At 66.9% G+C, this 12,884-nt stretch carries 15 protein-coding genes; 9 read left to right on the forward strand and 6 right to left on the reverse strand.

The genetic code is table 11. The annotated features are described in order from the left end of the window. Window positions 1-156: 156 nt before the first annotated feature. Window positions 157-621, reverse strand: a complete 465-nt coding sequence (paaI, locus tag AC239G_RS00795; RefSeq protein WP_487489580.1) for a hydroxyphenylacetyl-CoA thioesterase PaaI — start codon at window positions 619-621, stop codon at window positions 157-159. 478 nt (window positions 622-1,099) lie between these two features. Here paaI and paaA point away from each other — a divergent pair, with 478 nt between their 5' ends. The 9 genes from paaA to AC239G_RS00840 all read left to right on the forward strand — a co-directional run bounded on the left by paaA (window position 1,100) and on the right by AC239G_RS00840 (window position 8,984). Then, window positions 1,100-2,113, forward strand: a complete 1,014-nt coding sequence (gene paaA, locus AC239G_RS00800; protein WP_487489581.1) for a 1,2-phenylacetyl-CoA epoxidase subunit PaaA — start codon at window positions 1,100-1,102, stop codon at window positions 2,111-2,113. After that, on the forward strand, window positions 2,110-2,454 hold the full coding sequence (paaB, locus tag AC239G_RS00805; protein WP_487489582.1) for a 1,2-phenylacetyl-CoA epoxidase subunit PaaB: 345 nt from the start codon (window positions 2,110-2,112) through the stop codon (window positions 2,452-2,454). The genes paaA and paaB overlap by 4 nt, the downstream gene beginning before the upstream one ends. A 13-nt stretch (window positions 2,455-2,467) precedes the next feature. Beyond that, entirely contained in the window at window positions 2,468-3,448 is a 981-nt protein-coding gene (gene paaC, locus AC239G_RS00810; RefSeq protein WP_487489583.1) for a 1,2-phenylacetyl-CoA epoxidase subunit PaaC, read from the forward strand. Next, complete coding sequence (gene paaD, locus AC239G_RS00815; RefSeq protein ID WP_487489584.1) at window positions 3,442-4,017, forward strand: 1,2-phenylacetyl-CoA epoxidase subunit PaaD; 576 nt, start codon at window positions 3,442-3,444, stop codon at window positions 4,015-4,017. The genes paaC and paaD overlap by 7 nt, the downstream gene beginning before the upstream one ends. Next, window positions 4,017-5,135 (forward strand): 1,2-phenylacetyl-CoA epoxidase subunit PaaE, encoded by a 1,119-nt coding sequence (gene paaE / locus AC239G_RS00820; protein ID WP_487489585.1) that lies wholly within the window; start codon window positions 4,017-4,019, stop codon window positions 5,133-5,135. Before paaD ends, paaE begins: the two co-directional genes overlap by 1 nt. 91 nt (window positions 5,136-5,226) lie before the next feature. Beyond that, the gene (locus AC239G_RS00825; protein WP_487489586.1) at window positions 5,227-6,393 is read left to right on the forward strand and encodes a thiolase family protein; all 1,167 of its coding nucleotides are present in this window, start codon (window positions 5,227-5,229) and stop codon (window positions 6,391-6,393) included. Window positions 6,394-6,404: 11 nt separating this feature from the next. After that, a complete protein-coding gene (locus AC239G_RS00830; RefSeq protein ID WP_487490129.1) occupies window positions 6,405-7,295 on the forward strand; it encodes an enoyl-CoA hydratase/isomerase family protein in 891 nt (296 codons plus the stop codon). Next, the gene (locus tag AC239G_RS00835; protein WP_487489587.1) at window positions 7,292-8,143 is read left to right on the forward strand and encodes a 3-hydroxyacyl-CoA dehydrogenase family protein; all 852 of its coding nucleotides are present in this window, start codon (window positions 7,292-7,294) and stop codon (window positions 8,141-8,143) included. The genes AC239G_RS00830 and AC239G_RS00835 overlap by 4 nt, the downstream gene beginning before the upstream one ends. A gap of 64 nt (window positions 8,144-8,207) precedes the next feature. Next, window positions 8,208-8,984, forward strand: a complete 777-nt coding sequence (locus tag AC239G_RS00840; protein WP_139906540.1) for an enoyl-CoA hydratase/isomerase family protein — start codon at window positions 8,208-8,210, stop codon at window positions 8,982-8,984. Here the strand turns inward: AC239G_RS00840 and AC239G_RS00845 are convergent. The 5 genes from AC239G_RS00845 to AC239G_RS00865 form a co-directional block, all read right to left on the reverse strand. After that, a complete protein-coding gene (locus AC239G_RS00845) occupies window positions 8,981-9,730 on the reverse strand; it encodes a TVP38/TMEM64 family protein (RefSeq protein ID WP_487489588.1) in 750 nt (249 codons plus the stop codon). The two genes, AC239G_RS00840 and AC239G_RS00845, sit on opposite strands and share 4 nt — an antisense overlap. A 45-nt stretch (window positions 9,731-9,775) precedes the next feature. Next, the gene (locus AC239G_RS00850; protein ID WP_487489589.1) at window positions 9,776-11,266 is read right to left on the reverse strand and encodes a S1C family serine protease; all 1,491 of its coding nucleotides are present in this window, start codon (window positions 11,264-11,266) and stop codon (window positions 9,776-9,778) included. Window positions 11,267-11,399: 133 nt separating this feature from the next. Beyond that, window positions 11,400-12,008: a DUF998 domain-containing protein gene (locus AC239G_RS00855; protein WP_139467758.1), complete on the reverse strand. Its 609-nt coding sequence runs from the start codon at window positions 12,006-12,008 to the stop codon at window positions 11,400-11,402. After that, a complete protein-coding gene (locus AC239G_RS00860; protein ID WP_139467759.1) occupies window positions 12,005-12,442 on the reverse strand; it encodes a MarR family winged helix-turn-helix transcriptional regulator in 438 nt (145 codons plus the stop codon). The genes AC239G_RS00855 and AC239G_RS00860 overlap by 4 nt, the downstream gene beginning before the upstream one ends. A 270-nt stretch (window positions 12,443-12,712) precedes the next feature. After that, window positions 12,713-12,883: a hypothetical protein gene (locus tag AC239G_RS00865; protein WP_167193235.1), complete on the reverse strand. Its 171-nt coding sequence runs from the start codon at window positions 12,881-12,883 to the stop codon at window positions 12,713-12,715. Window position 12,884 lies beyond the last annotated feature (1 nt).

Raw genomic sequence — 12,884 nt, forward strand, 5'->3', positions numbered from 1 at the left:
CGTCTCCTTGCGAATCTCTTCTGTGTGTCAGATCCAAAGACCGCCGAGGTGGTCCACCGTTCTTCGGTGTCCGGTCGTCGACGGGTGGTTTGGTGGGGGTGGTCCGGCGCGGCTGGGTGCCGGACGCGGGTCGGAAGGTCGTGGGGTCGGCCGGGTCTACTTGCGGGCGGGCAGCGTGCGGGAGCGTCCGCGGTAGGTGGCGATGATGTCATCGCCGCGGGTGACAGTGACGTCGTAGATGCCCGAGCGCCCCTGCTTGACGATCTCCTTGCCGCGGGCGACGAGCTCGTCTCCGAGGTAGGTGGGTTTGAGGAAGTCGATGTCCCCTCCCGAGGCGACCGTGATCGAGCCGGGATAGTTGCAGGCCATCGCGAAGGTGGTGTCGGCGAAGAGGAAGACGTAGCCGCCGTGGGTGATGTCGTGGCCGTTGGTCATGATGTCGGTGACCGTCATCGAGCACTGTGCCCAGCCGGGTCCGTGGTCATCGACGATGATGCCCAGGTGCTGGGAGGCGCGGTCATTGGCGAACATCGCGGCCGCGCCGGTGAGCTCCTCGGTTGGGGAGGGGGCGTCCGGGGTCTCCGACTCCGCGGTCGTCGTATCGTGGGCGGGTTGTCCCATAGTCGGCTCCTCCTCGAGTCGCGGTTTCGGGCACCGAGGCACGGGAGGTGCCGGCGCCGCTGCGCTTGGACGACGGTGAAAGATCCCCCGCGATTCCGGACGGGCTGCCCGTCGGAGAATAAACGACCATCTGGTCAATAAATATCGTTCCGATCGTCGCCGGTGTCAAGTTCTGCGGTGGAATTTGTTCGAGGTGGAAGCTGGATTGTTGGGTCGATCCACGGTGGTTTCGGCACCGAGAACGCCGCGGATCGACCCAACAATCCACTGAACGGCACGGCGTCGGCAGGGCGGCTCCGTTGTGGGCGGCATTGCGCCTCGGCGAGGGGTGTGCGACACTGGTGGCAACAATACAGAACAAATGGTCAGTAAATGGATGTCCCAGCCCGAAGGTTCTACGATGGTCGGACCGATTCGAGGTCGGCAGACGCTGACCGAGGCAGGTCCTGACAAGGGCACATCCAAGGGTGGAGTGGTCATGACAACTCAAGTGAACGACAACCGCTTCGACGAGGCGCAGCTGCAGGAGCAGTTCGACGCCACGATCGAGGCCAAGGATCGGATCGAACCCCGGGACTGGATGCCCGAGGCCTACCGCAAGACGCTCATCCGCCAGGTCGCGCAGCACGCGCACTCGGAGATCATCGGCATGCAGCCCGAGGGCAACTGGATCTCCCGCGCCCCCTCCCTGCGGCGCAAGGCCATCCTGCTGGCGAAGGTCCAGGACGAAGCCGGACACGGCCTCTACCTCTACTCGGCCGCCGAGACCCTGGGCGCCACGCGCAACGAACTCACCGAGAAGCTCGTCGCCGGCAAGCAGAAGTACTCCTCGATCTTCAACTACCCGACCCTGTCGTACACCGATGTCGGCACGATCGGCTGGCTCGTCGACGGGGCGGCCATCTGCAACCAGGTGCCGCTGTGCCGGACCTCCTTCGGCCCTTACGGCCGCGCGATGATCCGCGTGTGCAAAGAGGAGTCGTTCCACCAGCGTCAGGGCTACGAACTGCTGATGACGATGATGCGCGGCACCGAGACCCAGCGCGAGATGGTCCAGGAATCGGTCAACCGCTTCTGGTGGCCGGCGCTGATGATGTTCGGACCCCCCGACGACAATTCCCCGAACACCGAGCAGTCGATGGCCTGGGGCATCAAGACCCACACCAACGACGAGCTGCGTCAGAAGTTCGTCGACATGTCCGTCCCGCAGGCCGAGGCGCTGGGCGTGACGTTCCCCGACGAGAACCTCAAGTGGAACGAAGAGCGCGGACACTACGACTTCTCCACCCCGAACTGGGACGAGTTCTGGGCCGTCGTCAAGGGCGACGGACCCTGCAACGCCCAGCGTCTGGCCCACCGCAAGCGCGCCTGGGACGAAGGGGCATGGGTGCGCGAAGCAGCGCTCGCCTTCGCCGAGAACCAGAACGCCGAGGCGGCAGAGACGACCCCCGCCGCCGATGAATCCACCACCGCCGAGGAGGCAGCGAAATGACCGAGACCAACCCCGGCGCCGCCTCGGCGAAGGACAATTCCGGCTCGACCGGCTCGACCCGCGGCGAATGGCCGCTCTACGAGGTCTTCGTGCGCGGCAAGCGCGGACTCAACCACGTCCACGTCGGATCGCTGCACGCTGCCGATGACCAGATGGCCGTCCACCACGCCCGCGACGTCTACACCCGACGCAACGAAGGCGTGAGCATCTGGGTCGTCCGCGCCTCCGACATCACGGCCTCGAGCCCGGACGAGAAGGACCCGATGTTCGCCCCCAGCGGCGACAAGGTCTACCGTCACCCCACCTTCTACGACATCCCTTCCGATGTCCCCCATATGTGAGTAGGGGCGAGAAATGACTGCGAACAACGAACCCACCATCCACGTCGAACACGACGAAGCCGGCACGAACGTCGAACACGATACGCACGACAACGCGTACTCCGGACTGCTCGTCAACGACGCGAACTGGGCCTTCGGCACCGACTTCGAAGACCCCCTGGCCGGAGTCGACACGACCGTTCCCGACGGCGTCGACGCGAAGGACCTCGGCGCGTACTGCCTCATGCTCGGCGATGACGCGCTCGTCTTCTCCCAGCGGATCTCCGAATGGTGCTCGAACGCCCCGGACCTCGAAGAGGACATCGCGTTGGCGAACATCGCCCTCGACCTGCTCGGTCAGGCGCGACTCCTGCTCGCCCGCGCCGCTGCCGCCGATCCGGAGCTCGTGCCCGAACTGCCCGCAGGCTCCCCGGTGCCCGATGAGGACCGCCTCGCGTTCTTCCGCAACGACCTGGGCTTCCGCAACGTCCGCCTGGCCGAGGTGCCCAACGGCGACTTCGCCGAGGCGGTCGCGAAGATCCTCATCTACTCCACCTGGCGTCTGTCGATCTTCGAACGCCTCGTCGACAGCCGCGACACCGTGCTCGCGGCCATCGCGGCCAAGGGCGTGAAGGAGATGTCCTACCACCGCGACTTCGCCGGACGCTGGGTCGTGACCCTGGCCCGCGGCACCGAAGAATCGAAGTCTCGCTTGGTGGCAGCCCTCGATGGACTGTGGCCGCTGTGGACAGAGCTCTTCGAGACCCACTCGGTCGAAGCCTCCGTGGCCGAGGCCGGAATCGGCGTTGACCCCGCGACAGTGGCCGATGAGGCATCCGTGATCCTCGACCAGGTGTTCGCCGCGGCCGGAATCGACCGCCCCGAACGCGGAGGTCTGGCCGGAGTCGGCGTCCACGGCGGCAAGGGCCGGGACGGACTCCACACCGAGGCCCTGTCGAAGCTGCTCGCCGAGATGCAGGTCGTCGCCCGGGAGCATCCGGAGGGGCAGTGGTGACCGCCATGCTCGAGACCTCCCCGACCGACACCCGCACAGCTGACATGGATACTCGTACGACTGACACCGCCGCCGAGGCGATCGACCGTGCCTGGGCCGCCGCCGAACGTGTGACCGACCCCGAGATGCCGATGCTCACCCTCCTCGACCTCGGCGTGCTGCGCGACGTCACGATCGAAGACGGCCACGTCGTCACCATCATCACCCCCACCTATTCGGGATGCCCGGCGATGGCGACGATGCGCGATGACCTCCAACGCGAACTCCTCCTCGCCGGATTCCCCGATGCCGAGGTCCGCGTGTCCCTGACGCCTGCCTGGACGAGCGACTGGATCACCGAACGTGGGAAGAAGGCCCTCAAGGACGCCGGAATCTCCCCGCCCGGAGCCGCACCGCGCAACTCCGGCCCGGTGGCGCTGACGCTCATGCCCACCCGCCGGGCCGTGACCTGCGTGCTGTGCGGATCCGACGACGTCAGGCTGTCCTCCGAGTTCGGCGCGACCGCATGCAAGGCCATGTACCAGTGCAACGTCTGCCTCGAACCGTTCGACCATGTGAAGGAGATCTGATGACCGATCTGATCGATCAGACCGCCGAGGCGGCCCCCGCCACCGAAGCCTCCGACGGACGCTCCCGGTCGGCTTTCTACCCGCTGATCGTGAAATCCGTCGACCACCTCACCGAGGATTCGGCCGCCGTGACCTTCGACGTGCCCGGAGAATACAGCGAACTCTTCGACTTCGCGGCCGGACAGTCCCTGACCCTGCGTCGCATCATCGACGGTCAGGAGCACCGCCGCACCTATTCGATCTGCGCCCCGGCCGGAACCGCCCCGCGCATCGGTGTGCGCGAAGTCCCCGAAGGACTCTTCTCCCTGTGGCTGGTCAACGAGGTCCGAGCCGGCGACGTCATCGAGGTGCAGCCGCCCTCGGGCAGCTTCCGCGCCGATGCTTCGGCTGGCGGCAAGCACCTGTGCATCGCCGCAGGATCGGGAATCACCCCGATGCTCTCCATCGCGTCGACCGTGCTGTCCAACCCCGAAGCCTCGGTGACTCTGCTCTACGGCAACCGGCACACGAACACCGTGATGTTCGCCGAGGAGCTCGCCGACCTCAAGGACGCCCGCAACCAGCAGCTCGACCTCGTTCACGTGCTCTCCCGCGAACCCCGCGATGTCGAACTGTTCTCCGGCCGCCTCGACGAGGAGAAGCTGCGAGATCTGTTCTCTGCGATCGTTCCGATCGGCAGCATGGACCATGTGTGGCTGTGCGGACCCTTCGGCATGCTCGAAGATGCCCGCAAGGTGCTCGCCGAATTCGACGTGCCCAAGGAGCGGATCCACTTCGAGCTCTTCTACGTCGACGAACCGCCACCGGAGGTCGTCCACGCGGACAAGGTCGTCGAAGGCGCAACCAGCGACGTCACGGTCATCCTCGACGGCAAACGCTCCACCTCGGCGATGTCGCAGGGCAAGACCATCCTCGATTCCGCGCAGGAATCCCGGTCCGATCTGCCGTTCGCCTGCAAGGGCGGCGTCTGCGGAACCTGCCGCGCGAAGATCTGCGGCGGCGAGGTCAACATGGTCCGCAACTACGCCCTCGAGGACGCCGAGGTCGAGGCCAACTTCGTCCTCACCTGTCAGACGTTCCCCGTCAGCGACGAAGTCGTCGTCGACTTCGACTCGTAAGCGTCCCGAACCCCAGCGGGCGCGGGCCCGCACACCAACGGGTGCAAGCCCGTACCATGTCACCAACCCGAACTCTTCAGCGAGGAGACCCATGCCCGAGGCATTCATTCTGGACGGACTGCGCACCCCCATCGGACGCTACGGGGGTGCACTGGCCGACCAGCGGCCCGACGACCTCGTGGCGACCACGATGAAGACCGTCGTCGAGCGGGCGGGCATCGACCCGACCGATATCGACGAGGTCATCCTCGGCTCGGCGAACCAGGCCGGTGAGGACAACCGGAACATCGCGCGCATGGCCGTGCTCCTGGCCGGACTTCCCGAGTCCGTGCCCGGGTTCACCGTCAACCGTCTGTGCGCCTCGGGGATGACTGCGATCACGACGGCGCGGGCGATGATCGCCGCCGGAGACGCCGATGTGGTCGTGGCCGGCGGAGTCGAATCGATGACCCGTGCTCCCTGGGTGAGCGAGAAGCCCTCACGCGCCTGGTCGAAGCCGGGCCGGACCTGGGACACCTCGATCGGATGGCGGTTCACGAACCCCGCCTTCGATGAGGACACGACTCTGTCCATGCCGCAGACGGCCGAACGCGTCGCCGAGAAGTGGAAGCTCACCCGCGAGGCCCTCGACGAATTCGCCTACCAGTCGCATCAGAAGGCCCTGGCCGCGCAGAAGGCCGGCAGCTTCGACCCGGAGATTCTGCCCATCGGCGACGTCGCCGCCGATGAAGGCCCGCGCGCCGATTCGACCCAGGAGAAGCTCGGCAAGCTGCGCCCCATCCACGGACCCGGCGGACTCATCACCGCAGGAAACTCCTCGTCGCTCAACGACGGTGCCGCCGTCGTCGTGCTCGTGTCCGAGGACTATGCGAACAAGCACGGACTCACCCCGCGCGCCCGCGTCGTCGCCGGTGCCAATGCCGGTGTGTCCCCGGAGATCATGGGCATCGGACCCGTCCCCGCGACTCGCAAGGTGCTCGAGCGCACCGGGTGGAAGGTCGGCGAACTCGACGCCGTCGAACTCAACGAAGCCTTCGCCTCCCAGTCGTTGGCGTGCATGGGCGACCTCGGACTCGACCCGGAGACCGTCAACGGCTTCGGCGGCGCGATCGCGCTGGGCCATCCGCTGGGCTGCTCGGGCACCCGCATCACGCTGACCCTGCTCAACCGTCTGGAACAGGCCGATGCGAAGCGCGGACTGGCGACCATGTGCGTGGGCGTCGGTCAGGGATCGGCACTGCTGCTGGAGCGCGTGTGAGCGCCGGCGGCATGGGAGCCGGCGGTACAGCCGGTGTGAGCGATTCCGCCTCCCCGCTGCTCGTCGAACGCCACTCCGACCGGACGATCATCCGGCTCAACCGGCCCGAGGTCCGCAACGCCATCGATCAGACGATGGTCGATGCCCTCCACGCCGTGTGCGCCGAACTCGAGGCCGAACCGAAGGTTGCGATCCTCACCGGCACCTCCGGTGTCTTCGCCGCAGGTGCCGATATCTCGCAGCTGCGCAATCGTCGCCGCGATGATGCTCTGGCCGGGATCAACTCGAAGATATTCTCCCGCATCCAGGAACTGCCGATGCCGGTCATCGCCCTCGTCGAGGGATTCGCCCTCGGCGGCGGTGCCGAACTCGCCTTCGCCGCGGACTTCCGCATCGGCACCCCGTCGACGAAGATCGGCAACCCGGAGACGGGTCTGGGCATCCTCGCTGCCGCCGGAGCCGCATGGCGTCTGCGCGAACTCGTCGGCGAACCCCGCGCCAAGGAGATCCTCCTTGCCGGGCGGACCCTGCAGGCCGACGAGGCCAAGGCGATCGGTCTGCTCAACGACGTCGTCGACCCCGAGGATCTCGAACTGGCCGGTCAGGCGCTGGCGGATCGGATTGCGAGCTTCGCACCTTTGGCCGTGCGGTTGAGCAAGTCGGCGTTCCACGCCCCTCGCGAGGCGCATCCGCTCATCGACAATGTGGCCCAGGCCGTGCTGTTCGAGACCGAAGAGAAGTTCGCCCGCATGGATGCGTTCCTGTCCAAACGCGAAGCGAAGAAGGCGAAGAAGGCCGCCGAGGCGGAAGCGGCCGAGCGTGCACGCGCCGAAGCCGTGGCCACCGAAGCGATCGACCAGCAGGAAGAGACGCGCACCCGAGGAGAAGGCGACAACGCATGAGCGACATTACGACAGACACACCGGCCCGCGTTCCCGACGTCGTCGGCGTCTATGGCGGCGGACGGATGGGTGCCGGTATCGCGCATGCCTTTGCCACCGCCGGCGCCCGCGTCATCGTCATCGAGAACACGGACGAGACCGTGGCCGCCGCCAGGGAGCGCATCGACGCATCGATCGAGAAGTCGCAGTCGAAGGGCATCGAGGTTCCCGGAACCGTCGTCGTCGACCGTGATCCCACTCTGCTCGACGAGGCTCTCCTCGTCGTCGAAGCCGTGCCCGAGATCGTCGAACTCAAGCAGGAGGTGCTCGCTGCCATCGCGAAGCACGCTCCTGCTGCGAGCATCGGCACGAACACCTCGGCGCTGTCGATCGACGAGCTCGCCGCAGCCCTGCCGCGGCCGCAGGCGCTCATCGGCCTGCACTTCTTCAACCCGGTGCCCGTGTCCGAACTCGTCGAGGTCGTCGTCGGCACCCACACCGATCCCACGCTCGTCGACGTCGCCAAGGAATGGGTGACGGGGCTGGGGAAGACGGCGATCACGGTGAAGGACTCGCCCGGATTCGCCTCCTCCCGCCTCGGCGTGGCTCTCGCTTTGGAAGCGATGCGGATGGTCGAAGACGGCGTCGCCAGCGCGGAGGACATCGACCGGGCCATGACCCTTGGCTACCGGCATCCGGCCGGGCCGCTGAAGACGACGGACATCGTCGGCCTCGATGTGCGCCTCGGCATCGCCGAGCACCTCGCAGCGGAGATCGGTGAGCGCTTCACACCCCCGCAGATACTGAAGGACAAGGTCGCCGCCGGTGAACTCGGCCGCAAGACCGGACAGGGTTTCTACACCTGGTGACCACGGGCGTCCGCCCGGCGGGCACCGGCCGCACCGCACTGACAGGACACGCAAAGGAGCATCCATGACCGAGATCCAACTGAAGAACCGCGGCCCGATCGCCGAGCTCGTCCTCGACGGACCCGAGTCCCGCAACGCCCTCGACGCGGACAACCTCCGCGATATCGCGGCCGCCGTGGCCAAGGTCGCCGAGGCGGTCCCGAACGTCCGCGTCCTCCTCATCCGCGGAGAGGGCAAGGTCTTCTGCTCCGGTCGCGACATCGCGAACGTCGACGTCGAGACGGATGACGCCCACGCCTTCCTCGCCGAGATCTTCGCCCCCGTCTTCCAGGCGATCAGGGCGCTGCCGATCCCCGTGATCGCCCAGGTCCAGGGGGCGGCCCTCGGGCTCGGGTACGGGGTCGCGGCGGCAGCCGACATCATCTTCGCCGCCGATGATGCGAAGTTCGGGTCCCCGTTCGCCGCAATCGGTGCGATGCTCGATTCCGGCGCCCACCACGTGTTCCTCGACCGGGTCGGCTATCACCGGACGATGGATCTCATCGTCACCGGTGATTTCATGACCGGCGCCGAGGCGGCCGCCACCGGGATCGTCTCCCGTGCGGTCCCCGCCGCGGAACTGACCGACTTCGTCGAATCGAAGCTGGAGAAGATCGTCACCGGACCGGCCGAGGCCTTCGCGATGGAGAAGGGCTTCGTGCAGAAGCTCGCCGACGAACGTCCGAACCTCGCCGAGGTGCTCGCCCAAGAGGCGGCCCTGCAGGAATCGGCGCGTCAGACCCCGGACTACGCCGAAGGATTCACGGCGTTCCAGGAACGCCGCAAGCCGAACTTCGGCTAAGACTCAGGAAGTTCAGGCGTCTCTGCCTGTGCGTGTTCGGCGTCTCGGGTGCGCTTCCACCGGCGCATCGTGATGATCGTCAGCGTGATGACCAAAGCCCAGGAGATGCCCACGCCGATGCCGTTGAGGACATTCGGCTCCCCGATGAAGGCGCCGACGGCCACGAGGGAGAGCTGACCCGGCAGGGACGAGATGATGGTGGCGCTGAGGAATGTGCGGTTGTCGATGCCCAGTGCTCCGCTGCCGTAGTTGACCGGCCAATACGGGAACCCGGGCATGAGGCGCAGGGCGCACACTGCGTAGAAGCCGCCGCCGGTGAGCTTGGATTCGATCGTCTCGGCATGGGAGCCGAGCAGCCGCAGCACAGTGTCCCGGCCGAGCGCCCGAGCGATCCAGTAGCCGATCCAGCAGCCCGCGACGACTCCGACCATCGACAGAATGGTGCCGAACGGCAGCCCGTAGATGAGTCCTCCGGCGGTGGCCATGATCGTCACGGGGATCGGGGTGGCGGCGACGGCCATATAGATGAGGACGAAGACGGCGAAGCCCCAGAATCCGGCGGCCGCGATATCGGCCTGCAGCACATCGACCGAGGGCAGACGAACATTGAAGACCGCCCATACTCCGGCCAGAACGACGAGGGCGAGAGCGATATTGCGCAGGATCGTCGGCCAGTCGAGGCGCCCACGGCCCGACCGGGGGCGGTGCGACCACTCCGCGGGCGAGGCGTCTTCGTGTCCGGGCATGGCCCGATCTTACGTCTCGCCCGGGGTGGTTGGGCAATCTCCGGCTCAGGCTGCGGGGCCCTCGGTCAGAGTCACCTTCGCGCTGTGGGTCTGACCGTCGGCGTCCGTCCAACTCAGCGACACGGTGTCACCGGGCTTGTGCTCGGCGATGGCCGAGGAGAGGCCGGTGCCGTCGGTGATCTGGGTCGAGCCGACCCGGGTGATCGTGTCTCCGGCGGTCAGTCCCGCCTCGGCGGCGGGGGTGTCCTCATAGACTCCGGCGACGACTGCTCCTGCGGCCTGCGACGACGAGCCCGACTGGCTTGGCTGACCTGACTGGCCGGCTTGGCCCGACTGGCCGTTCGAACTGCCGTCTCCCGGCTGGATCGACTGGCTGCCCTGGCCCGACTGGCCCTGACCCGACTGCGAATCCTGTTGGACCCCGATGCCGAGGAACGCCGGGTAGCCGAGCGTGTTCGTGCTCGTCTGCTCGCCGTCGATGATCGACTCGGCCGTGGACAGCGCCGACTCGATCGGAATGGCGAAGCCGGTGACGGTGGCCGATCCCGACGAGGCCGCGGTATTCATACCGACGACCTCGCCCTCGTCGTCGAGCAGTGCCCCACCCGAATCGCCGGAGACGATATCGGCCTGGACCTGGATCATATTGTTCAGCGTCTCCGAATCCTCGGAGCCCTGAGCGGTGGTGGTGACGGAGGCGCCGAGGTCGGTGACCGTGCCGTCGGCGGCCTGCAGCTGTCCCTGTCCCTCGGAATTGCCGACGGCGGTGACGTCGTCACCGACCGTGACCGAGTCGTCGTCGACCGTGGCCGGCTGCAGGTCCGAGGCGCCCTTGAGCTGGAGCACGGCGACGTCCTCCGTCGAATCGGAGCCGACGACGGAGGCCTCGTAGGTCTTGCCGGTGGTGGCTACGGTGACGGAGATCTTCGTCGAATCGGCGATGACGTGGTTGTTCGTCAGCACGAGACCGTCCTTGCTCAGCACGATGCCGGTGCCGGCCGCCTCGGCGTTCTCATAGCCGAGCTCGGTGTCGATGAGGACGACGCCGGTCGACTCCTTCTCACTCGCCGGGCTGGCCTCCTGCTGGGAAGAGCCGTCGCTGCCCTGGCCGGTGTCAGGGGACTGCGAGCCGCCGCCGGGAGCGGTGCCTCCGCCGTAGCTGCCTTGGCCGCCGTTTCCCTGTCCGAAGTTCGGGGACTGTGTTCCGTTCTGCACGCTGCCCCCTTGGCTGTTGCCGCTCTGCCCGCTGCCCTGGCTGGGGTCGGTCGGCTGCCCGGTGAAGGGGATGGCTGACTGGGTGGTCACGCCCGCGACCGTGCGGGTATGGGCCGCCGCGGCGGTCGGCAGACCTGCAGTCGTTCCGATGCTCAGCGCCAGCGCCGCTGCCGCTCCGGTGACGGTCAGGGCGAGTCGACGCCTCCGGGGGCGGGATCGGGTGACGGATGCTGCCGCCGTCTCGGTGCCGAATGCGTTCTCACCGTTGTACCCAGCGCCGGTCGCCATCTGTGCTGACCTCATGCGCTTCGACTCGTTCATGGTCTGTGCCTTTCTCCGTTCTGCGGAAGTGCTCTGTGATTCCTATTGAGTACCCGCACGCTGTGGCCAAGCTGTGGCGCAGCTGGAGCGAAGCTTCGACTTTGTCAGTCGAGGGCTGAGAGGGTTGAGCCGATCAGCCGGCGATGACGATGATGCCGATCGCGGCGCCGATGTAGAAGAGGTTGACCGAGAGGATGAAGATGCGTTCGGCGATGCCGAAGAACTTCGGGCGCAGGGGCTTGATGATGAGCACGGCGACGCTGACGATGAGGGACACGAGTGCGAACCACGAGATCACCTGGAGGAGCTGTGCCAAGGGTGCCGGTCCCTCGGCGATGAAGAGTCGCACGAAGTTGCCCATGCAGGCGTAGCTGAGGGCGAACCAGGCGATAGCCATGAGATAGTGCAGTCGCCCGATCGTGGTCAGCTTCTCGCCTTCCAGATCGGTGGGGACGAAGGGCAGGGCGAGGAAGATCATCGCGAGGACCGCGAGGGCGATGCTGACGAACGTCGAATCCTCCCAATCCGGCAAGCCGACGACGACCGCCGCGGCGAGCAATCCCCAGAACGGCACCGTCACCCAGGTCATCGCGCTGCTCAGGCGCCGGGTTGAACCGACCGCATAGTCGCTGACGGCGTGGCTGACGATCGAGTACTCGCTCTTGACGAGGTGGAGAGCGATGAAGAGGGCGAGCCGAGCCAATCCGCAGGCGGCCGCGAGGGCGGCGAGGATGAGGGTCATGAGTGGTCCTTCGGGGTCTCGGAGCGGATGGTGCGGACCTCGTCGTGGAGGTCGCGGATCGTGGAGGCCAGAGAGTTCGGGTCGATGCCGATCGCTCGGGCATTGTCGTCGAGGGAGTGTCCGAGCAGGCGTGCGCAGTGCCCGCTTTTGTCTTCCCCCGCCGAGGTGAGGCGCAGTTCCCTACGATTGCCGGATCCCGGAGTCGCGCCGTTGGTGATGAGGCCGTCGGTCAGCAAGGCTTTGACGATCCCGGATCCGGCCGCCTCGGTGACGCCGAGTGATTTAGAGAGCGTGCGCCCGGTGATGTCGGGGTGCTGGCCGAGGATGACGAGGGCGACGTACTGGTTGTAGGTCAGTCCCTCGGGGCGCAGCATCTGCTCCGCCCACCGGTCGAGTGTGCGGACCAGGTCGTGGAGTTCATGAGCGAGATCCATGCTGTAAGTTAAGCACTTAAGTTAGTCGGTGGCAAGGGGCCGGCGAAGATTCTTCACTGAGGGGGAGGAAGACGGTCGGGGGTCACAGCAGGGCTGTCCACGGCCGGTCCGACCATGACTGAAGACGACCGAACCCCGGCAGAACCATGGTTCTGCCGGGGATCGGAATGGGGCCCGCGTCGAGGACGGCGGGTGGGCGGCTGCGTAGGGGCCGCCTCGGCGAGGTGAGGGTGGGGAACCGCCTCGGCGAAGTTCCTGCCTGAGGGAGTCTCAGCCGGTGAAGATCGCGACGGCCTTGACCACGGTCAGGGACAGGCCCCAGAGGAGGCCGCCGACCACGACGACGGTGAGGACAGAGCCGACGGCCCTATAGGCGCCGCCGACGGGGGACTGCGGCGATCCGGAGTCGGGGACGTGGGCTACGGGGGTGGAATCGTTCATG

The organism is Brevibacterium sp. Lmc1 (genome assembly GCF_057654315.1).

Bases quoted from the DNA above. Each gene is read 5' to 3' on its own strand.
- paaI (WP_487489580.1), bottom strand. From the start codon at position 621: ATGGGACAACCCGCCCACGATACGACGACCGCGGAGTCGGAGACCCCG.
- paaA (WP_487489581.1), top strand. From the start codon at position 1,100: ATGACAACTCAAGTGAACGACAACCGCTTCGACGAGGCGCAGCTGCAG.
- paaB (WP_487489582.1), top strand. From the start codon at position 2,110: ATGACCGAGACCAACCCCGGCGCCGCCTCGGCGAAGGACAATTCCGGC.
- paaC (WP_487489583.1), top strand. From the start codon at position 2,468: ATGACTGCGAACAACGAACCCACCATCCACGTCGAACACGACGAAGCC.
- paaE (WP_487489585.1), top strand. From the start codon at position 4,017: ATGACCGATCTGATCGATCAGACCGCCGAGGCGGCCCCCGCCACCGAA.
- AC239G_RS00825 (WP_487489586.1), top strand. From the start codon at position 5,227: ATGCCCGAGGCATTCATTCTGGACGGACTGCGCACCCCCATCGGACGC.
- AC239G_RS00830 (WP_487490129.1), top strand. From the start codon at position 6,405: ATGGGAGCCGGCGGTACAGCCGGTGTGAGCGATTCCGCCTCCCCGCTG.
- AC239G_RS00835 (WP_487489587.1), top strand. From the start codon at position 7,292: ATGAGCGACATTACGACAGACACACCGGCCCGCGTTCCCGACGTCGTC.
- AC239G_RS00840 (WP_139906540.1), top strand. From the start codon at position 8,208: ATGACCGAGATCCAACTGAAGAACCGCGGCCCGATCGCCGAGCTCGTC.
- AC239G_RS00845 (WP_487489588.1), bottom strand. From the start codon at position 9,730: ATGCCCGGACACGAAGACGCCTCGCCCGCGGAGTGGTCGCACCGCCCC.
- AC239G_RS00850 (WP_487489589.1), bottom strand. From the start codon at position 11,266: ATGAACGAGTCGAAGCGCATGAGGTCAGCACAGATGGCGACCGGCGCT.
- AC239G_RS00855 (WP_139467758.1), bottom strand. From the start codon at position 12,008: ATGACCCTCATCCTCGCCGCCCTCGCGGCCGCCTGCGGATTGGCTCGG.
- AC239G_RS00860 (WP_139467759.1), bottom strand. From the start codon at position 12,442: ATGGATCTCGCTCATGAACTCCACGACCTGGTCCGCACACTCGACCGG.
- AC239G_RS00865 (WP_167193235.1), bottom strand. From the start codon at position 12,883: ATGAACGATTCCACCCCCGTAGCCCACGTCCCCGACTCCGGATCGCCG.